This window comes from Exiguobacterium sp. BG5(2022) (assembly GCF_031844365.1).
In the GTDB taxonomy this organism is placed as follows: Bacteria; Bacillota; Bacilli; order Exiguobacteriales; family Exiguobacteriaceae; genus Exiguobacterium; species Exiguobacterium profundum.
Window position 1 is genome coordinate 20,838 of the sequence record NZ_JAUZVB010000003.1, and the last position, 20,464, is coordinate 41,301.

Consider the following 20,464-nt stretch of genomic DNA (forward strand, 5'->3'; position numbering starts at 1 on the left):
AAGGAAGGAAACAATTATGTATAATCTTAGCGAAGAATTAGTCAAAGGGATGAACCCGGAACAAGCAGAAGCGGTGAAGCATACGGATGGCCCGCTGTTGATTATGGCGGGTGCAGGGTCTGGGAAGACTCGTGTCTTGACCCATCGTGTCGCCTATTTGATGGCGGCGAAGCAAGTGGCACCGTGGAACATTTTAGCGATCACGTTCACGAATAAGGCAGCACGAGAAATGAAAGATCGGATTGCGCGTCTTGTGGGTGGTGTCGCCGAGGACATTTGGATTTCTACATTCCACTCCATGTGCGTCCGGATTTTACGACGTGATATCGATCGCATCCGGTATGACCGGAGCTTTTCTATTTTAGATGCCTCAGATCAATTGACAGCGATCAAACAGGTGTTGAAAGAATTGAACCTCGACCCGAAGAAGTACGAACCGCGTACCCTTCTCGGGATGATTTCAAATCATAAAAATGAGCTGCGTACGGCGAAAGATGCGGCTGCCCTCGTTGGGAACAATCCGTACGAGCGAATCATCTCGGACGTCTACACAGCGTATGAGAAAAAGTTGAAACAAAATAATGTTCTCGACTTTGACGATTTGATTATGAAGACGATTCACTTATTCCAAGAAGCGCCGGATGTGTTGGCGTTCTATCAGAAAAAATTTAAGTACATCCATGTCGATGAGTATCAGGATACGAACCGTGCCCAATATACACTCGTCAAACTTCTCGCGCAGGCACACGAGAATTTGTGTGTCGTGGGGGACTCGGATCAGTCCATTTATCGTTGGCGCGGTGCCGACATCGCCAACATCTTGACGTTCGAGAAAGATTATCCGAGCGCACATGTCATCTTGCTCGAACAAAACTATCGTTCGACGAAACGGATTTTGGAGGCGGCGAACGGTGTCATCCAAAACAACGCTTCCCGTAAAGATAAGAACTTGTGGACTGAAAATGACGAAGGAGAGAAACTGTTGCTCCATGTCGCATCGGACGATCGCGACGAAGCGTTCTTCATCATGAATCAGATGAAAGAGCTGAAGATGGAAGGGATGGACTACGGACAGATGGCGGTCCTTTATCGGACGAACGCTCAATCACGTGGACTCGAGGAGATGCTCCTCAAGTCGAACATCCCATACAAAATGGTCGGCGGGACGAAGTTCTATGAGCGAAAAGAGATCAAGGACGTCCTCGCATACTTGCGATTGATTGCCAACCCGGATGAGGACATCTCGTTCGTTCGCGTCGTCAATGAGCCGAAACGCGGAATCGGTGCCGCGACGATTGATAAACTAGGTGACTTTGCAGATATGCAAGGCGTCTCACTTATGGATGCGATTCGTGACATCGAATTGTCAGGCATCGCCCCACGCACTGCGACGAAACTCGCGGAATTCCGCCAAATGATGCTGGATTTACGGCAGATGGCGGACTACCTCTCCATTTCAGAACTCGTCGAAGAGGTATTGAAAAAGACAGGATATGAAGAGATGCTCAAAATCGAGAAGACTCTTGAAGCGGAAAGCCGACTCGAGAACTTGCAAGAGTTTCTGTCAGTCGCCCAAAACTTTGAGAAAGAGAGCGATGAACAGACGCTCGTCGCCTTCCTTACCGATTTGACGCTCGTCTCAGACCTCGATTCACTCGATGAAGTCGATGAGTCGCATCAAGTCACGTTGATGACGTTGCACTCGGCGAAGGGACTTGAATTCCCGGTCGTCTTCTTGATTGGAATGGAAGAAGGACTTTTCCCGCACAGCCGTGCCTTGAACGACGAGGAAGAGATGGAAGAAGAACGTCGTCTCGCGTATGTCGGAATCACCCGTGCCGAGAAGCGTCTCTATTTGACGCGTGCCCAGTCACGGATGCTATATGGTCGCTTCCAAAACAACCCGGAGTCGAGATTCTTGCATGAGTTGCCGGAAACGTTGTTGGAGCGGTCCGGTAAGGCGAGAAAACCAATGCCATGGAACCCGGTCGAGTCACCAGGGAAGTTACCGGTGAATGGCTTTAGTTCGAAACCGAAGCCGAAACTCGCCCAATCGTCCGGTGCCGAAACAGTCGGGTGGAACGTCGGCGACAAAGCAAATCATAAGAAATGGGGACAAGGGACGGTCGTGCAGACACGTGGTGAAGGCGACCAACTCGAAGTCGACATCGCATTCCCAGAAGTCGGGATCAAGCGCCTGTTGGCTAAGTTTGCCCCTATCGAAAAAGCGTGAGGTGAGGATATGGAGATGGCAGAACGCGTAGAAGAGCTACGTCAAACGTTAAATCAATACGGATACGAGTATTACGTGCTCGATCGTCCGAGCGTGCCGGATTCGGAGTATGATCGATTGATGAACGAATTGATTCAAATCGAGACCGATTATCCAGAACTTCGAACACCGGACTCCCCGACGCAACGCGTCGGAGGAGCGCCGCTCGACGCATTCGTCAAAGTGACACATGACACACCGATGCTCTCGCTTGGAAACGTCTTCTCGAAAGAGGAACTTGTGGAATGGGTGGAGCGAATCGAGAAAGATCTCGGTTACACACCGACATTCGTGGCGGAACTCAAATTTGATGGACTCGCCGTTTCGTTAAAATATGAGAATGGTCGTCTCCTTCGTGGTGCGACGCGCGGGGACGGGACGACGGGTGAGGACATCACGCAAAACTTGAAGACGATTCGTTCCATTCCCCTTCGATTAAATGAGGACGTGACGTTTGAAGTGCGTGGTGAGGCATACATGCCGAAACGTTCGTTCGAACAATTGAATGATGAACGAGAACGTGTCGGTGAGCCACTTTTCGCAAATCCGAGAAACGCAGCTGCCGGTTCACTTCGACAACTTGACTCAAAAATTGCGGCGTCGAGAAACTTGGCGTTCTTCGCATACGGTTTGGTGTCGCAAGACGATCTTGTCGCGTCACATGACGAGTCACTCGATTATTTGAAACGACTCGGTGTCGCTGTGAGCGGAGATTATACAACATGCCAGACAGCGGATGAACTGTGGGATTACATTGAGACATACGTGACGAAACGGAGTGACCTCCCATATGAAATTGATGGGATCGTCATCAAAGTGGCCGGGTATGAAGAACAGGAACAACTTGGTTTCACCGCTAAAAGTCCCCGCTGGGCCGTCGCGTACAAGTTCCCGGCAGAAGAAGTTGTGACGACGATTGAGGACGTCGATTTCAGTGTCGGACGTACAGGGAAGGTCACACCACGGGCGCGATTTGCTCCGGTTTCTGTGGCAGGTTCGACCGTGACGTATGCGACGCTTCACAATGAAGATTTTATAAAAGAAAAAGACCTTCATATCGGTGACCGAGTCGTCATCAAAAAAGCAGGAGACGTCATTCCGGCCGTCGTATCGGCATTGGCGAGTGAACGGAGTGGGGAAGAGCGGGTGATTGAATTCCCAACGCATTGTCCGGCGTGTGGGTCGGAGTTGATTCGACTCGAAGGAGAGGCGGATCATCGTTGCGTCAATCCGGAATGTCCGGCTCAACTGCTTGAAGGACTCATCCATTTCGTGTCGAGACAAGCGATGAACATCGACGGGCTCGGCGAGAAAGTGATCACGCAGCTTCACGAAGCAGGGCTCGTCCATAATGTGGCCGACCTGTATCGCTTGGACCGAGATGATTTACTTGGACTCGAGCGCATGGGCGAGACGTCAGTGACGAACTTGCTCTCAGCAATCGAACAATCGAAGCAAAATTCATTGGAACGGGTGCTCTTCGCCCTCGGGATTCGACTCGTCGGACAAAAGGCCGCTTCTTTAATTGCAGAACGGTTCGAGACGATGGATGCGATCATCGCTGCGACAGTTGAAGAGTTGACATCCATCGATGGCATCGGGACGAAGATGGCCGAATCGATTGTCCTCTATTTCGAAAAACCAGAAGCACGTGAACTCGTCAAAGAATTGGCGGAATCAGGTGTGAACTTATCATTCAAAGGAATGAAGCGTCCAACGACTGAAGGGGCACCGCTCTCTGGGAAGACAGTCGTATTGACGGGGAAATTGCATGAGATGACACGTGGCGAGGCTGGGAAGCAGCTTGAACTCCTCGGCGCGAGTGTGACAGGGAGCGTGAGTAAAAACACAGACTTGCTCGTCGCCGGTGAAAAGGCAGGTTCGAAGCTGGCGAAAGCCGAATCTCTCGGAATCGAAGTATGGGATGAAGCCAAGCTGCTCGACTTTTTAAAGGAACAAGCATAAACGTTCGCTTCGGCGAACGTTTTTTTCGGAAATAATTGGGATTGAGCAGGTTCGCACAAGCGTGTGAGGGGTATAGATTAACTAAATCAAAATGCTAATATATTTTTGCGAGAGAACCCTTTGACACCATGACTTTCACACACACATTCCTCTCATTCCTCTACGTGGTGAACGTCGTCATCGGAACGATTGCGATTCGAGCGCTTGTTTTCACCTTAGAGGAGGGACCAACATCATGACACACAACATCCAGCGCTTCGTTGCCGTATTTACCATCCTCATGCTCCTTTCAACCTTATTTGGGGTGCCCACCGCCAAAGCGGACACGACCACGTTCCGGTATATCCAAGTGAATTTGACAGATGAGGAAAGCGAAACATTATATGAATCAAGTCTTGTCTATGAAGGAATCACGTATTACGGGGTCCGTGAATCAGCTGACGTTTGGCGATTTATGATTGATGCGGAAGTAGTAGACGACTCGTTGATTGACCTCATCACGCTCTATGATGCGGAAGGTGTACCGTATACGTTTTCTCCACACACTGTCACGGAAGCCTATCCTGTCGAAGTGGAGGAACCGCCTGTAGTCACAGAACCAGACCCATCAGAAGAGGTGACGCCACCGGTTGAACCAGAACCAGTCGTCGAAGAGCCGACGACTGAACCGACGTTACCGAAGCTCGCCGTTGAAGCAATCAACATCGCCGCAGTCGACCGAGCCGTTGTCGGAGGCGAAATATCGTATACGTTCATTGTAGAAAACACAGGAGACACGCCGATGACGGTGACAGAATTCTCTCATGAGTATGTGAGCGGAGACATCGATCATCAATCAATCGAATCGTTCAATCAACACGTATTTGATCGTTTGCATGAATTAATAGGAGAAGACGGTCTCTTGCCGGGGGAACGGGTGGAAGTGACAGAAGTTTTAGCGATTCAGATCGGATATTCGTTCGACGCTCATCCTGAGATCGGCAGTGTCTTTCGGGTGACCGGAGTGGATGAATTCGACCGGGTTGTCACGTCAGAAAGTCAACAAATTATCCTTTTGCAAACACCAGACTTCACCGTGAATGCAACGGTTGAGAAAGCGACCGTTCAACCGGGAGAGCCCGTTCGTTATACGTATACGATAACCAATCCTTCGAGAGTCACCCTGTTTTTAGCGAAAGCAGTTCTTACATGGCCAAGCGGTGCCTTGACAAAAGAAGAACAACACCTGGCAAATCAACGATTCGCAGAGCTAGTCGAAGCGATTCCTGCCTTCAGAGACGGTCTCGGTCCGGAAGAAGAAGTGACGTTCTCGTTTGAGCTTCCGCTCCTCACATCTTATGATATGAGAGCCGGGGCTGAATTGATTCAACGTGCCACATTCACCTTTGAGGTGGATGAAGGGATTGCGGTTACTCACTCTGTCGACGTACCGGTAGCAGTGAAGCAACCTGTTCCGGTAAAAGAAGAGCCGAAACAAGACGCTAACAAACAGAAGACAGAGGTGAAAACCACACCACCTGCCGTTACAGTCGTTGTCAAAGAGAGTGGAGCGAAACGAGTCGAGCACATCGATGAAGCCGATCCGTACGCACAAGGCGTACTTCCGATGACAGGCGAAGCGGATGATCTATGGCACGTCATGCTCGGTACACTTCTCTTCGCGTCAGGACTCCTACTGTTGATTCGTCGCAACCACTCGTCAACGAAACCATAAATCGACATCCCTTCTCGTTCATGCGAGAAGGGATTTGTTCTGATTCCGCTTCGATACTTTTTTCGTGGAACGATTTTGTTATAATGGACAAAGTGAAATAGGAAACGATGTTCAAAGGAGCTAGACATAGATGAAATGGAAACAACTCGTCATCCCGACAATCGCCTCTGCGCTATTGTTGAGCGGATGTTCAATGAAAATACCGATGGGTGAAGAAGAAGCGACACCAACAGGGGACGAAACAGCGGCCGAAGGCGTCACACAAGCGATCGAAGCCCGTGACTCTTATTACCAGATGGTCATTCCGTTCAAACCGGCGGCGGCGAGAGGTCTCGCCCAACGTCAAGTCAGTTCATCGTTAGAACTCGAAGAAGTCGAACTCGGTCTCATGCGTCATTCAACGGACGCGTTCGACCCGGAAAAGTTCGCTTATCAAGAGGGACAGCTGTTGAATGCGGAGGATGTGTCCCGTTTACTTGCACGGAAAGATAAAAGTAATGAAGGATTGACACCCTTGAACCCGGCATATGCGGATGGCAAGGCAGAAGTCGAAGACGACAAGTTTGTCGACGCAAACAAGAAGTCACCACTTTATTTAGCTTCCATTGTCGAACAGAACTACATGACGAAAGAGGACAGCGGGTATCAGGTTGGAGGCGTATCGTTTGCACTCATATTGAACCGTGAGTATGTCTTCCAAGCACCGAACTATGGTCCGACGTACACCGTCAAACTCGATCAAAAGAAAGTGATCGCAGAAGGGGAACGTATGGCGAACGAGCTCGTCTCCCAATTACGGAAGCGGGAAGACTTCAAGGATCTCGATATCAATGTCGCGCTCTATATGAAATCGACACAAGGTTCACCGACACCGGGGAACTATATCAAATCGGCTTTCGTTGGGACGGCGGATCAGGTCAAATCGGATGACTGGAAAGCGATCGATGAGAAGTACTACTACTTCCCGTCGACATCAGCGACGTCTGACGTACGCGAGGACGCTCAGAAGTTTACGCTCTTCAGCGATCGGATCGCAGACCTTTTCCCGGACTATAGCGGGATGATCGGGAAAGGTTTTTATCAGAATGGAGATTTATCGAGAATGGAGATTGATATCCCGATTCAGTTTTACAGTCGCGCTGAGCTCGTCGGATTCACACAACACGTTGTCGGCTTGCTTGAAAACCGTTGGGAATATAATCGGAACGTTCCGGTTCGAATTAACGTGACATCCCTCGGTGGAGACCCTGAAGTGACCATCGTGTTCGAGGACGGAATGGATAGTCCGAAAGTATACTTCTAAAGGAGGAGAGGTTCGTTTTTTTGAAACGAATCTCTTCTTTTTTTCGTATGAAAAGTGAAAGGATAATCTTTGACCTTATTTGACCAAATGAGTAGAATAGAGTTAACAGAAACGGGAAAGGGATAGGTGAGGTGAATCCATATGGCTAAAAACTATTACGATGAGCTTGGTGTTTCCAAAGGAGCGACCGAGCAGGAGATTAAACGCGCATACCGGAAACTGGCGAAACAATACCATCCGGACGTCAATAAAGATCCTGGGGCACAGGATCGCTTCAAATCGATTCAAGAGGCGTTCGACGTGTTGAGCGACCCGGAGAAGAAGGCGAACTATGATCGATATGGTAGCCCAGATGGACCGTCATTCGGACAAGGGTTCGGAGGTGGTGGGGAAGCTTACGGGGAAGGCTCATCTCAATTCGAGGATCTCTTCCGACAATTCGGCGGGGGGTCACGTACGACGTCGCGGACGTTCGGGTTTGAAGATATGTTCGGAAGCTTCTTTGACCAAGCGGTCGACGAAGACTTGGATGAGACCGTTCGTGTCAACATCCCGCTTAGTCAATTGACGAAAGAGTCGAAAGTGAGTCTGCGTCTTCAAACGGGTACCGTGAACGTCAAAATTCCACAAGGTGCTTATGAAGGTCAGAAGTTGCGCTTGAAAGGAAAGGGAAGCCGGGTCGGACAATCGGGAAACCGAGGTGATGTATATGTCGAACTTCACTTTGCCGATGACGATACGTATCGTCGCGAAGGAGAGCATATCGTGACAGTGAAGCGTTTGCGACCGCTTGAGTTTTTAGACGGGACGAGCGTCATCATTGCGACACTCGACGGGGGACGCGTGAAGTTGAAAGTGAAACCGGGAAGCCGTCCGGGACAACGGATGCGTATTCCGGGCCGAGGTGTCATGACCGGTTCGAAAGTACGGTCGGACTTGTTCGTGCAGCTCGAAGTCGACCTGCCGCTTGATGAGACGTACCGGGCTGTATATGAAAAAATCGAACGTTAATGGATAAGGAGGAATCGTGATGGACTTTAATCGTTTCACCGATAAAGCACATGAATGCATTGTCAGTTCACAAGCGTTAGCGAAACAGTATCATCATAGCGAAATCAATGAGTGGCATGTATTGGCCTCAATGATTTCACAGACGGACGGGATTGCGCCGTTGCTGTTTCAAAAAATGGAGATCAACGTGTCAGAGATTGAAGGAGAAGTCGCGCTTTCTCTGAAACATGCGCCGAAACTCCAAAACCCGACGACACCGATGATTTCAGCCTCTCTCTTAAGCGTCTTGACGACTGCGGAACGAGAAGCGACGGGGATGAATGATGAGTACGTATCGGTCGAACATATTCTACTCGGTATTTTGTTGAACAGCAGTCAGGCACAGACGATGCTCGAACGGAAAGGTGTCACCGAAGAACGACTCCGTGAGGCGCTTGTCGCTGTGCGTGGGAACCGTCGCATCACATCGAAGTCGCCTGAAGCGACTTATGATGTCTTGACGAAATACGGACGCGACCTCATTCAAGAAGTGAAGACAGGTAAAATCGATCCTGTCATCGGACGTGACAGTGAGATTCGTCGTGTCATTCGAATCCTAAGTCGAAAAACAAAAAATAACCCTGTCCTCATCGGAGAACCAGGGGTCGGGAAGACAGCGATTGTCGAAGGGCTCGCCCAGCGCATCGTTCGTGGAGATGTACCGGAAAGTTTGAAAGACAAAACCATCTTCAGCCTCGATATGAGCTCCCTCGTTGCCGGTGCGAAATATCGCGGAGAGTTCGAGGAACGTCTACAGGCCGTCTTGTCCGAAGTGAAAGAAGCGGAAGGCACCATCATCCTCTTCATCGATGAACTTCACACGATTGTCGGTGCAGGGAAGTCTGAGGGGTCGATGGACGCCGGTAACATGTTGAAACCGATGCTCGCCCGAGGCGAACTGCATTGTATCGGTGCGACGACGCTCGACGAGTATCGCCAATATATCGAGAAGGACCCGGCCCTTGAGCGGCGTTTCCAACAAGTACTTGTCGCTGAACCGGATGTCGAGGATACGGTTTCCATCTTGCGCGGTTTAAAAGAACGCTTTGAGATTCACCACGGGGTACGCATCCATGACAACGCGCTCGTCGCGGCGGCTGTGCTATCCAATCGCTATATCACGGACCGCTTCATGCCGGACAAGGCGATTGATCTCGTCGACGAGTCGTGTGCGATGATTCGAACAGAGATGGAGTCGATGCCAGCTGAGCTTGATGAATTGGTCCGTCGGGTCATGCAGCTTGAAATCGAAGAGGCGGCTCTTAAAAAAGAGAGCGATGCCGCTTCCATGAAGCGACTTGAGGCGCTCCAACAGGAATTGGCTTCTATCCGTGAACAGTCTGATTCGTTACGTCTCCGTTGGGAGAATGAGAAGGAGTCGACGCACCGCGTACAACAAATCCGTGGAGACCTTGAGAAAGTACGTCTCGAGTTACAAGAGGCAGAGAGTCGCTATGATTTGAACCGGGCCTCGGAACTGAAATATGGACGAATCCCGGAACTTGAGCGGGAACTAGAAGAAGCGGAACAGTTGGCGAGTTCGGTGACGCGTGAGCTCGTGCGTGAAGAAGTGACGGAAGAAGAAATCGCCGAGGTCGTCTCGAAATGGACAGGGATCCCGGTGACGAAACTGACAGAAGGAGAGCGTGATAAGCTTCTCAATCTAGAAGCGGTTTTGCATAAACGTGTGTTCGGACAAGATGATGCGATTCGTCTTGTCAGCGATGCAGTCATTCGAGCACGTGCTGGCATCAAAGACCCAAACCGTCCGATTGGTTCATTCCTTTTCCTCGGACCGACGGGGGTCGGGAAGACAGAACTCGGGAAAGCACTCGCGGAAGCGATGTTTGATTCAGAAGACCATATCGTTCGGCTGGATATGAGTGAATATATGGAGAAACATGCCGTATCGCGTCTCGTCGGTGCCCCTCCTGGCTATATCGGTTACGAAGAAGGTGGACAGTTGACGGAAGCGGTTCGCCGTAACCCGTACTCGGTTCTCTTACTCGATGAGGTCGAGAAAGCGCATCCGGACGTCTTCAATATCTTGCTACAATTGCTCGATGATGGTCGATTGACCGATTCGCACGGGCGCATCGTCGACTTCAAAAATACGATTGTCATTATGACGTCGAACATTGGGGCGGACATCTTGCTCGAAGCGGCGAAAGATGGCGTGATTGATGAGGACGAAGAGCGTCAAGTGCTCGACAAACTCCGTCGTCATTTCCGTCCTGAATTCTTGAACCGGGTCGATGAAACGATTCTGTTCCATCCGCTCACGAAAGATCAAATCGGTCAGATTGTCGAGAAAGCGGTCGGACGGATGAGCGAACGGCTCACGACACGCTCGATTCATATCGACATCACCGATGCAGCCAAAACGTTCGTTGCTGACGAAGCATATGAACCTCAATTTGGTGCGCGACCGATCAACCGATATGTACAACGGACGATTGAGACGAAACTTGCCCGTAGCATCCTCGCTGGAGACGTCGAGGATGGGCAAACGGTCATCATCGATGTCGAGAACGGGGCGTTGACATTACGCCCATCGACAGTCAACGCATAAAGAAAGAGGAATCCAAAATCGGATTCCTCTTTTATGTATGCCGACGTTCTCTGCTCAAAATCAAATAACTGATCCCAATAAAAATGAGGTAGAGTACCGTCCCAAAAAATGAGTTGAATACCCATGGAATTGTTCCCATGAAGCTGGCACGGGTCGCTTCTTGGAACCAGAGCAGTAGCCAAAAGAAAAAGCCAAGACTCGTTGCGAGGAGAACAAAAAATCCCGCCATGCCTTGTTTCGTCAATTGCTTGATTCCGAACCCAAGTAAAGCCGTAACAATGAAAATTGTACCTAACCCAATATAGAACAATCCGTCAATCGGTAAAGTCTGCACGGACACACCCTCTTTTCACCATCAGATTCATATAATCCAATCTTACACGGAGAGGGAATAAATGGGAATCGTTATTGTGAAACGAGAGGACGTTCTGGTTGATAGATACAGTACGGTTCTGATTCTTTGAAATCGCCAGTGACCGCATAGGCTCTAGCACGCGAACCACCACATAGATAACGATACTCACAGTACCCACACTTTCCGTGATGACTATCCGGATCACGTAGTGCCTTGAATGTCGGATGATGGCGATAAATATCGGCGAGAGGTGTCGTTCGGACGTTTCCGCAGGTGATCGGTAAAAATCCGGACGGCTGTACGTCCCCTGTATGTGAGATAAAGACGAATCCGTTGCCGTCATTCGTCCCACGAGGAGCTTTCGCCAAATCGTCATGTGGATGTCCGATTGGAGGGAGTCCTGCTGCCCGGCGTCGCTGATTTTCTTGGCGGGCGACTCTCCGATAAAATTGGGCTTCCGTCGTCGAGATGATGAAGGGTGCCGTCTCTTGTATGGAGAACGCCCATTTCAATACTTCCTCATGTCGCTCTGGTGTAATGGGTTGTAACAGGGATCCGCGTCCGGTCGGCACGAGGAAAAAGAGCGTCCAGACGGATACACCGAGGGATTCTACGAGCTTCGCCATTTCCGGTAATCGATCGACATTGTATTCGGTCACCGTCGTATTGATTTGAAATGACATCCCTTCTTCTCGGAAATATGAGATTCCTCGAATGGTACGGTCGAAGCTGCCACGTGTACCGCGGAAGTAGTCATGCGTCACGGCGTCCGGTCCGTCAATGGAGAAGGCCCAACGTGACAAACCAGCTGCTTTCGCCCGTTTCACGGCATCGTGAGTTACACGAGGTGTAGCTGAAGGTGTCATGGAGACTCGCATCCCAAGGGAGGAAGCATATGCGGTCAATTCAAATAAATCTTCACGCATGAGAGGATCACCGCCCGTAAAGACGAGAATCGGGTTATCCATCGCATGAATCTCGCGAATCAATGCCTTCCCTTCTTCCGTGTCGAGTTCGTTTTCGTAACGATGAAATTGTGCCTCTGCCCGGCAGTGGACGCAGGAGAGCGCACAGGCCCGTGTGACTTCCCAAATGACGATGAACGGGTTCTCATTATAGTCGATACGTTTCATACCGTCACCGCCTGTCGAAGATGTAAGTGATCGACCGCCCGTTTGGCGGAATCGACGCAGTCAGGTAATCCGACCCCATGGAGAATGGCGCCACACGCTTCGACGCCGTCCCACTTCAAAAGTGCTTCTTCGAACGCGCGGACGTCCTGTTTATGACCGACCTCATACTGTGGCATCGTTTGAATGTGTCGCTCGACTTTCGTGAAGAGGGGAGTCCCGACTTTTTGAATGCGTCGAAGTTCGCCTAAAGCGAAGTTTGCGATTAGATCATCCTCTTCATGGAGCAGGGACGGGACATGTTCTGAACTGATATACATGCGGAGCAATGCTTTTCCTTTAGGTGCTAGGTGTGGCCATTTTTTATGCATCCAGCTACAAGCGGTCAAAGCGTTTCCTTCCGATTTGGCGATGACGTAGCCGGTTCCATCTAACGCATCCACTTCTGACTCGTCGAAGGCGGCGAGTACGGTCATCGAAGAGGTACGTTTTAACGATGACAAACGTTCGGCTTCCGGGAATCCGAGCAAAGGTCCGAGTGCATGCGGCGATGTGGCCATAATGATGCCATCAAACTGTTCGATCGTCCCATCGGCAAATGTGACTTCATGAGGTCGAACGGATTGAACGACCGTCTTTAACATGAGTCGATCAATCGACGGACGGAGCGCCTCGACGAGTGCTCCGAGTCCTTGCTCAGTCGACAGGAACTTACCAGTCTCGGACGGCTTTACACCGGCTTGGACGGGAGGAGTGAGTGCTTTCATTCCGAGAATCAGACTGCGAGTTTTTTGTTCAATCGTGATAAACTGAGGGAAAGTAGACTCGATGCTCATGTCATCGAGTGTCCCGTTGTAAATCCCTGACAGAAGTGGTTCGATCATCGTATCGACGACTTCTGAGCCAAGTCTCGTCCGAAAGAAACGGTCGAGCGAGATATCCTCTCCTGTATACACGCGTGGAATCACGAGATCGAATCCGGCGCGAAGTTTTCCTCTCCAAGTAAAGAGATCCGTTTTGACCATCGGCCAAAACTTGGTCGGGATGCCCATGACCGATCCGGCCGGCATCTGTCTCAGTTGCTTCCGTACGTAAATGTAAGAAGTCCCGGTTCTGGAGCGGACGAGTTGATCTGCGAGACCGAGATCGGTAATGAGTGATGTCAAGGTCGGCTTTCGTGCCATATAACCGTCGGGTCCAGTCTCTAACGTAAAACCATCCCGATAAATGGTCTTAATTTTTCCACCGAGACGGTCCTGCGCCTCAATCAATGTGACATGAGCTCCGGCTTCTTTGGCATAATAGGCTGCGGCAAGTCCGGTGATGCCACCTCCGATAATCGCGATTCGATTCAATTGATTCACCCATTTCTCTAAAATTGTTGTCGTCTTAACGGTACCGAGAATGTTGATGGAGATATAGGATAAGTGTCACGGACTTCTAGACAAATTTGTCACGAATTCGAAAGGGGACGATGGAATGGCTTCCTTCCTCATCGTTGCGACTCTTGTGATGGTGGGCATAATTGGGTTTATTGTGGCGATGAATCGGCATGGAGAAAAGTTGGTTGGAGATGAGGAAAGTCCACCGATGATTTGGGCGGATGAGGACTGGTATAAAGATGATGGACCACCGGACGGATAATATGATAAGATGACCCGGTTGAAATTTGATGGAACATGAGGTGATGGAATGAATGTACTCGAACAACAGTTGAACCACTTGGTTGATGAGTGTCGTCCGTACACGGCTCAAGGGAAAGTGGCGGACTATATCCCTGAACTCGCACATGTGAAAAACGATTTACTCGGGGTGGCGATTTGTTTGCCGGATGGTACGTATATTCACGCGGGGGATGTTCATCACAAGTTTACGATTCAGAGCGTATCGAAGGCGCTCACACTTTGTTATGTATTGATGGAGTTCGGGGAGGACTATGTCTTTTCGAAAGTAGGGATGGAGCCGACGGGGGACGCATTCAACTCCATCGCCAAACTCGAGGAAACGGTCCCGTCAAAACCACTGAATCCGATGATCAACGCCGGAGCGTTAGCGGTGACGAGTATGATTTTGGGGGAGACGGCAGAACTCAAAATCTATCAGTTCCGCCAGTTTTTAGCGACGTTGTTAAATCGCTCGGTCGAGGAGGTCACGTACGACGAAAAAGTCGCCCGCTCTGAATACGAGACGACCGACTTGAACCGTGCCCTGCTCTATTTCATGCGTCATCATGGAATTGTGGATGGAGACGTCGATGAGATCATTGATGTGTATACGAAACAGTGTGCCATCGAGATTGATTGTTTTGATTTGGCGCGAATCGGGCGTGTCTTTGCAGGGAATGGAGAAGACCCGGATACGGGCGAAGAGTTGATTCCACGTCGGGTCGTCCGAATCGTCAAGGCCATCATGACGACGTGTGGCATGTATGATGCATCGGGTGAGTTCGCTGTCCGGGTCGGTCTTCCGGGAAAAAGTGGGGTATCGGGTGCCATCTTGGCGGTCGGGAACCACGAACTGGACTTGAATAACGTTGGGTTTGGCATATTTGGCCCGGCACTTGATTCAAAAGGGAACTCGATTGCCGGAATGAAGTTGTTGGAACTACTGATTGAGCGCTATACTTCGCGCTAAATCGAGAGGTGCTCCACGGATGCATCGAGTTCCTGCTGTAATGTTTCAATTTTTCTGTCGTATGCAGACTGTAGTTCAGCTGGAGGGGTGAAGGCGCGCCAACGCTTTAACAGTTGGTCATGGTCGTTCATATCACCGAGTTCAGTTTGCATCTTTTTTAACGTGCGGACAGTGTCCATCGAAGCATCCGATTCATAGCTTAGCAAGTACTCATGTAAGTAACGTTCGCGTTTGACGGCTAAACGGACTTTATGGAGTGCTTCAAGCTGTTCTTTTCCATCGGATTGTTCGTGATAGACGCGTACACGTTGCTTGCGCTCGCTTTTCGCCTTTTCTAACATCGGAGAGGCGTTCGTTTTTTTGAACGCACGAAATAACGGTCCGCCGATGAAACGACGTACTTGTTGATCGAGCGACGGGGTCATTTTTTCACTGACGCGGGTCGAAAGGATCGTCCGTGCGATGGCACGTTCTGTCTCCATCGCTTCAAGAAACGCAAGGTCGAGTTCGGTTTTGGAATCAAACGTTTCGATGAGGACGTCGAGGTCGCGCACATGACCGAGTGCCTCCATCAATTGTTTGAGTTGTCGGAACGTCGCCGGCTTCGTTTCATATAGTTGCATAAACGTGATCAATTTCCGTAGATGAACGCGAGCGCGATGAATATCCTCGGAATTGTTGAAGGTGAGGGCTTCCGTCACATAGTGATTGAACGTGTTCCACGTTTCCAACAGTTCAAATTTAAGCTTTTCTGCATGCCGTTGATTCATGATTATAAGTTCCTTTCTGAAAAAGAGATGAGGGTTGTCCATGTACCAAACACATTCATTAAACGAAAAAATCAAACTGTTCTTCACGATTTTCTTTCCAATTTTAGTCACGCAAGTGTCTTTTTATTTGATTAGCTTTTTTGATACCGTCATGTCCGGACGGGCGGGTGCCGTCGATTTGGCAGGTGTCGGAGTCGGTTCAAGCTTGTGGATGCCGGTGTATACCGGACTGAGTGGAATCTTGCTGGCGGTGGCCCCGATCGTTTCGCAAGCGCTTGGTGCGCGAGACCGTCAACAGATTCAACGAACCTTGTTTCAAGGTATCTATTTAGCCATCATGCTAAGCGTAATCACGCTGACGTTGGGTTCATTCCTTGTGCCGATGGCAATCGAGAGCATGGGGCTCAGTGTAGAAGGGAAACGAATCGCGACGCAATACTTGCTTGCCCTTGGATTCGGTGTCTTGCCGATGTTCCTGTTCAATGTGCTACGCACGCTCATGGATGCCTTGGGCAAGACGCGAGTCTCGATGATCCTCATACTATTAGGGTTACCCATTAATGTCGGATTAAATTACATCTTCATCTTCGGAAAACTGGGGGTGCCGGCGTACGGCGGAGTTGGAGCGGGAATCGCCTCAAGCATCACTTACTGGCTACTCTTCTTCATGGCCTTCTTCTTCGTGAGAAACGGGAAGCCATTCCGCGAATACAAGTTTTTACGGACGACCGAACGAATGGTCTGGCTCCGACAAAAAGAGCTGTTACAACTTGGGACGCCAATCGGGCTCGCCATTTTCGCAGAAGTCAGCATCTTTGCGGCGGTCACGGTATTGCTCAGTTCATACGGTGACCAAATCGTCGCGGCTCACCAAGCGGCGATTAACTTCGCTTCGTTTGTTTACATGTTGCCACTCTCAGCATCGAGCGCATTGACGATCGTCGTGGGGTATGAGCTTGGCGCGAAACGACTGCAGGATGCCGTCCGCTATGCAAAAATCGGGCTCGCGCTCTGTCTCGGTGTTTCTATCTTTTCCGGTGCTTTTTTGTTTTGGCAAAACGAACGGGTCGCGGCTATTTATACGAATGATCCGACGGTCGTGGACCTTGCAGCTCACTTTATGATCTTCGCTGTATTCTTCCAACTGTCAGATGCTGTCGCGGCACCGATCCAAGGGATATTACGTGGCTTTAAAGACGTCAACATCACGCTCGTCCTTTCACTCGTCGCTTATTGGGTCATCGGTTTACCACTCGGGTATGTCTTGGCAGAACACGCCGGATTTGGACCAGACGGTTATTGGATTGGCTTGATTGCCGGGCTCGCAGCCGGAGCGGTCTTGTTATTCCTCCGGTTAGTATGGATTGTCCGGCGCTACGGGACGGTTCAATCGACATAAAAAAGGAGAAGATTGTTCGCAAATGTGAACAATCTTTTATTTATTTAAAATTGGTCTATACAACTATACTTTTATCCGATATGATAACATGGAGGAAAACAAAAAGGAGTGGTGAACCGATGGGGACATTGATCAATGCTCGTATCGTGTCAGCAGAACAAACATGGGAACGTGGATATATCAGATGGAATGGTCAAACGATTGATGAGATTGGATCGATGGACCAGTTTGAACAACAGGATGAGCCTGTGATTGATGTCGCTGGAGCGCTCGTGACACCGGGTCTCATCGATGTGCATATCCATGGGGGATATGAAGTCGATACGATGGATGCGGATGAATCAAAACTTCGACGATTGAGTAACGACATGCTACAGGAAGGTGTCACGTCCTTTTTCGCGACGACGATCACGCAGTCAAAAGAAGCGATTGAGCATGCATTGAAGGCAGTCCGAAATGTCATCGAAGCGCAGGATACGACACTCATCGGAATCCACTTGGAAGGTCCATTTGTCAACGTGGAGATGGCTGGGGCACAACCGGCAGAATATATTATCGACCCGGATGCCGAGCAGTTCCGGAAATGGCAAGAGCTTGCCGGCGGTCATATCCGTCTTGTCACTTATGCACCGGAACGTCCAGGTGCACGTGAGTTTGAAGCTGTTCTTCGCGAAACCGGTGCAATCGGTTCGGCGGGCCATACGAGTGCGACATTTGAAGAGAACAAGCAGGCGGGCGTCAAACATGGGACGCATCTTTATAACCAAATGCGTGGATTGCACCATCGAGAACCCGGAACGGTTGGGTATTGTCTCTTAGAGGGTGGGGTCATCGCGGAAATCATTCCGGATGGGATCCATAGTCGTCCGGAGATGGTCGACTTCGCGTTTCGCTTAAAAGGAGCAGATGAACTTGTCGTCATCACGGATGCGATGCGAGCAAAAGGACTTCCGGACGGACAATATGAGCTTGGCGGTCAACCGGTCATCGTAGCGGACGGGGCTGCGCGACTTCAAGCCGGAAACCTGGCGGGCAGTGTGTTGACGATGGATGCTGCCTTCCGAAACATTCAGGCATATACGGGATGTACGGTGGAAGAAGCGGTCAAAATGACTTCGACGAATGTGGCCAAAGAATTCGGATTGACGACAAAAGGAGACATCAAATCGGGGTTTGATGCAGACCTTGTCGTTTGGGATGACACGACACATGTTCAGATGACTTTTGTTAAAGGTCGAATCGTATATGAACGGGAGGAACAAAGATGAATGTACTAGTCGCAAAGACGGCGAACGATGCGGAACGAATCGCCTATACGCTAATCAAAGAACGGATTTCAGGGAAACATGACTTCGTACTCGGTCTCGCAACCGGTAGCACACCGGTCGGAATGTATCAAATGTTTAAACAGGACGCGCTCGACTGTAGCCACGTGACGAGCGTCAATTTAGATGAATACATCGGATTATCGCCCGAACATCCTCAAAGTTATAACCGCTTCATGAAAGATCGACTCTTCGATGAGGTACCATTCAAACAAAGTCACCTCCCTCAAGGGGACGCGCCGGACCCGGAAGTGGAAGCTTCACGTTATGAAGAACTTGTTCGGACACTCGGTGTCGATTTACAGCTTTTAGGGATTGGTGAGAATGGGCATATCGCCTTCAATGAACCGGGTACAGCGCTCGATGCGAAGACACATGTGACCGAACTCACGGAGTCTACTCGGGAAGCCAATCGTCGATTCTTTGATCGGTTAGAAGATGTACCGACACACGCCATCACGATGGGGCTCGATACAATCATGAACGCACGTGAAATCGTCCTAGTCGCGACAGGGGAGCGGAAAGCGGAAGCGGTGCAGCACATGATTGAGAGCGTACCGACGGTCGACTGGCCGGCCACGATCCTTCAGGCCCATCCTGGTGTGACAGTCGTACTCGACGAGGCGGCGGCATCACACTGTGCGGAATCCTTACAAGCCCGTGGACAAGAAGCGGCAACACGATTTTTTACCATTCGGGATTAACGGACCTGCGGAGTCATCTCCGCGGGTTTTTCTATGTTCAACTATGGGAAAATGTAAAGAAATGAATTTGTCATCAAAACGTTTTCGACAAATTTCTCGCTTTCCTCTATAATGAGTGAAGCTCATTATTTTGACTCGAAGGAGACCGATATGAATTCTAGAACACATGCTCGCAGACAGCGCACAGGTCCGTCTGCGTTTTATAAGATATTTAGTGCCCTCGTGCTGATTGCGATTATTGCTGGATCTAGCATTTACGGTACAGCGTTTTACAAAGCCCACAATATGTTGTCAGGCACCCAAGTCACATTAGAGGATGACCCGACGGTTGAGCCGACTCGTTATGATAAAGAAGATACGGAGACGTTCTTGGTTTTAGGGACAGACCTTTCGCCACAGAAGAAAGCGCGTGGCGAGTTTGGACGATCGGACGTTATGATTGTCGTCATTTTAAACAAGAAAGAAAAGCAGACGACGATGCTCAGTATCCCGCGTGACTCGTATGTCAATATTGACTACACGGGATATAACATTCCTTATGGCAAGACGGGACTTGACCAAGATAAGATCACACACGCTTACTACTTTGGTTCGATGGATGAATCGAATCCAAACAACGGGATGCGGATGGCGACGAACACGATCGAAGATTTAGTCGGTGTTGAAATCGACCATGTCGTCTCGCTCAACTTCCAAGGGTTCGTTGATTTCATTGATGCTGTAGGTGGCGTTGAGATTGATGTTCCGTTCTCATCACAACAAAACAGTTACGATGCGTCACGTGAGACAGTTCAAATCGAACAAGGACTTCAACAGCTTTCTGGTGAAGAGGCACTTGCCTACGTTCGAAATCGATACGATGATCCACGTGGGGACATCGGTCGTGGACAACGCCAGATGGAAGTCATCAATGCCGTGCTCGAACAATCACTCGGCACTTCACTCCTAAACAATTACGATAAGGTCTTGAAAGCCGTCGGCGACAACATGCAGACGACACTTGGCCCGAATGACTATATGCGTTTAATTGAAGATGTTGGCGCGCTTCACAATACGGTGCAATATCAATTGACTGGAGAAGGTGCCCGGGCAGATGACGGACACTTCTACTATTTCTTGAACGAACCGCTTCTTGAAGAAGTACGCTATCGTGTACAACAAGCGGACGCCGGTAATCGTGTCGAGCCGATGTCCGATACAGAACTCGAGTCGTATACGTTAGACCCGAGCGGGGTAACGTACGAAGCTCAATAAAAAAAGTTTGCCCTCGG

The 20,464-nt window shown here is 49.9% G+C and carries 16 protein-coding genes; 12 read left to right on the plus strand and 4 right to left on the minus strand.

The features are described 5' to 3' along the window. The first annotated feature begins 16 nt into the window (after nt 1–16). The 6 genes from pcrA to clpB all read left to right on the plus strand — a co-directional run bounded on the left by pcrA (nt 17) and on the right by clpB (nt 10,876). Nucleotides 17–2,233 (plus strand): DNA helicase PcrA, encoded by a 2,217-nt coding sequence (pcrA, locus tag Q9R25_RS12255; RefSeq protein ID WP_214691441.1) that lies wholly within the window; start codon nt 17–19, stop codon nt 2,231–2,233. 9 nt (nt 2,234–2,242) lie between these two features. Further along, nucleotides 2,243–4,237 (plus strand): NAD-dependent DNA ligase LigA, encoded by a 1,995-nt coding sequence (ligA, locus tag Q9R25_RS12260; RefSeq protein ID WP_311283225.1) that lies wholly within the window; start codon nt 2,243–2,245, stop codon nt 4,235–4,237. A 235-nt stretch (nt 4,238–4,472) separates the two neighbouring features. Beyond that, nucleotides 4,473–5,951, plus strand: coding sequence for an LPXTG cell wall anchor domain-containing protein (locus Q9R25_RS12265; protein ID WP_311283226.1), 1,479 nt, complete (start codon nt 4,473–4,475; stop codon nt 5,949–5,951). A gap of 130 nt (nt 5,952–6,081) precedes the next feature. After that, complete coding sequence (locus tag Q9R25_RS12270) at nt 6,082–7,254, plus strand: CamS family sex pheromone protein (RefSeq protein WP_074037823.1); 1,173 nt, start codon at nt 6,082–6,084, stop codon at nt 7,252–7,254. Between the two features lie 141 nt (nt 7,255–7,395). After that, on the plus strand, nt 7,396–8,265 hold the full coding sequence (locus Q9R25_RS12275) for a DnaJ C-terminal domain-containing protein (protein ID WP_214691445.1): 870 nt from the start codon (nt 7,396–7,398) through the stop codon (nt 8,263–8,265). A gap of 19 nt (nt 8,266–8,284) precedes the next feature. Beyond that, entirely contained in the window at nt 8,285–10,876 is a 2,592-nt protein-coding gene (gene clpB / locus Q9R25_RS12280) for an ATP-dependent chaperone ClpB (RefSeq protein ID WP_196431625.1), read from the plus strand. Between the two features lie 31 nt (nt 10,877–10,907). Here the strand turns inward: clpB and Q9R25_RS12285 are convergent, their stop codons facing one another. The 3 genes from Q9R25_RS12285 to hemG form a co-directional block, all read right to left on the minus strand. Further along, entirely contained in the window at nt 10,908–11,210 is a 303-nt protein-coding gene (locus tag Q9R25_RS12285; RefSeq protein WP_214691447.1) for a hypothetical protein, read from the minus strand. A 71-nt stretch (nt 11,211–11,281) separates the two neighbouring features. Beyond that, complete coding sequence (locus Q9R25_RS12290) at nt 11,282–12,364, minus strand: TIGR04053 family radical SAM/SPASM domain-containing protein (protein ID WP_214784668.1); 1,083 nt, start codon at nt 12,362–12,364, stop codon at nt 11,282–11,284. Continuing rightward, a complete protein-coding gene (gene hemG / locus Q9R25_RS12295) occupies nt 12,361–13,725 on the minus strand; it encodes a protoporphyrinogen oxidase (protein ID WP_396136467.1) in 1,365 nt (454 codons plus the stop codon). The genes Q9R25_RS12290 and hemG overlap by 4 nt, the downstream gene beginning before the upstream one ends. Before the next feature lie 115 nt (nt 13,726–13,840). On the opposite strand from hemG, the gene Q9R25_RS12300 reads away from it, so the two are divergent. Together Q9R25_RS12300 and glsA are read left to right on the plus strand one after the other, a co-directional pair. Continuing rightward, the gene (locus Q9R25_RS12300; protein WP_167365524.1) at nt 13,841–14,005 is read left to right on the plus strand and encodes a hypothetical protein; all 165 of its coding nucleotides are present in this window, start codon (nt 13,841–13,843) and stop codon (nt 14,003–14,005) included. Between the two features lie 48 nt (nt 14,006–14,053). Next, the gene (gene glsA / locus Q9R25_RS12305) at nt 14,054–14,995 is read left to right on the plus strand and encodes a glutaminase A (protein ID WP_159563499.1); all 942 of its coding nucleotides are present in this window, start codon (nt 14,054–14,056) and stop codon (nt 14,993–14,995) included. Here glsA and Q9R25_RS12310 read toward each other — a convergent pair. After that, nucleotides 14,992–15,765 (minus strand): CHAD domain-containing protein, encoded by a 774-nt coding sequence (locus Q9R25_RS12310; RefSeq protein ID WP_311283227.1) that lies wholly within the window; start codon nt 15,763–15,765, stop codon nt 14,992–14,994. The genes glsA and Q9R25_RS12310 overlap by 4 nt on opposite strands. Before the next feature lie 40 nt (nt 15,766–15,805). Here Q9R25_RS12310 and Q9R25_RS12315 point away from each other — a divergent pair, with 40 nt between their 5' ends. From Q9R25_RS12315 to Q9R25_RS12330, 4 genes are all read left to right on the plus strand, one after another. Beyond that, nucleotides 15,806–17,164 (plus strand): MATE family efflux transporter, encoded by a 1,359-nt coding sequence (locus tag Q9R25_RS12315; protein ID WP_211781723.1) that lies wholly within the window; start codon nt 15,806–15,808, stop codon nt 17,162–17,164. Nucleotides 17,165–17,283: 119 nt separating this feature from the next. Then, a complete protein-coding gene (gene nagA, locus Q9R25_RS12320) occupies nt 17,284–18,432 on the plus strand; it encodes an N-acetylglucosamine-6-phosphate deacetylase (RefSeq protein WP_311283228.1) in 1,149 nt (382 codons plus the stop codon). Continuing rightward, nucleotides 18,429–19,193: a glucosamine-6-phosphate deaminase gene (nagB, locus tag Q9R25_RS12325; protein WP_159563503.1), complete on the plus strand. Its 765-nt coding sequence runs from the start codon at nt 18,429–18,431 to the stop codon at nt 19,191–19,193. Before nagA ends, nagB begins: the two co-directional genes overlap by 4 nt. Nucleotides 19,194–19,343: 150 nt before the next feature. Next, nucleotides 19,344–20,447: an LCP family protein gene (locus tag Q9R25_RS12330; RefSeq protein WP_074037814.1), complete on the plus strand. Its 1,104-nt coding sequence runs from the start codon at nt 19,344–19,346 to the stop codon at nt 20,445–20,447. Nucleotides 20,448–20,464 lie beyond the last annotated feature (17 nt).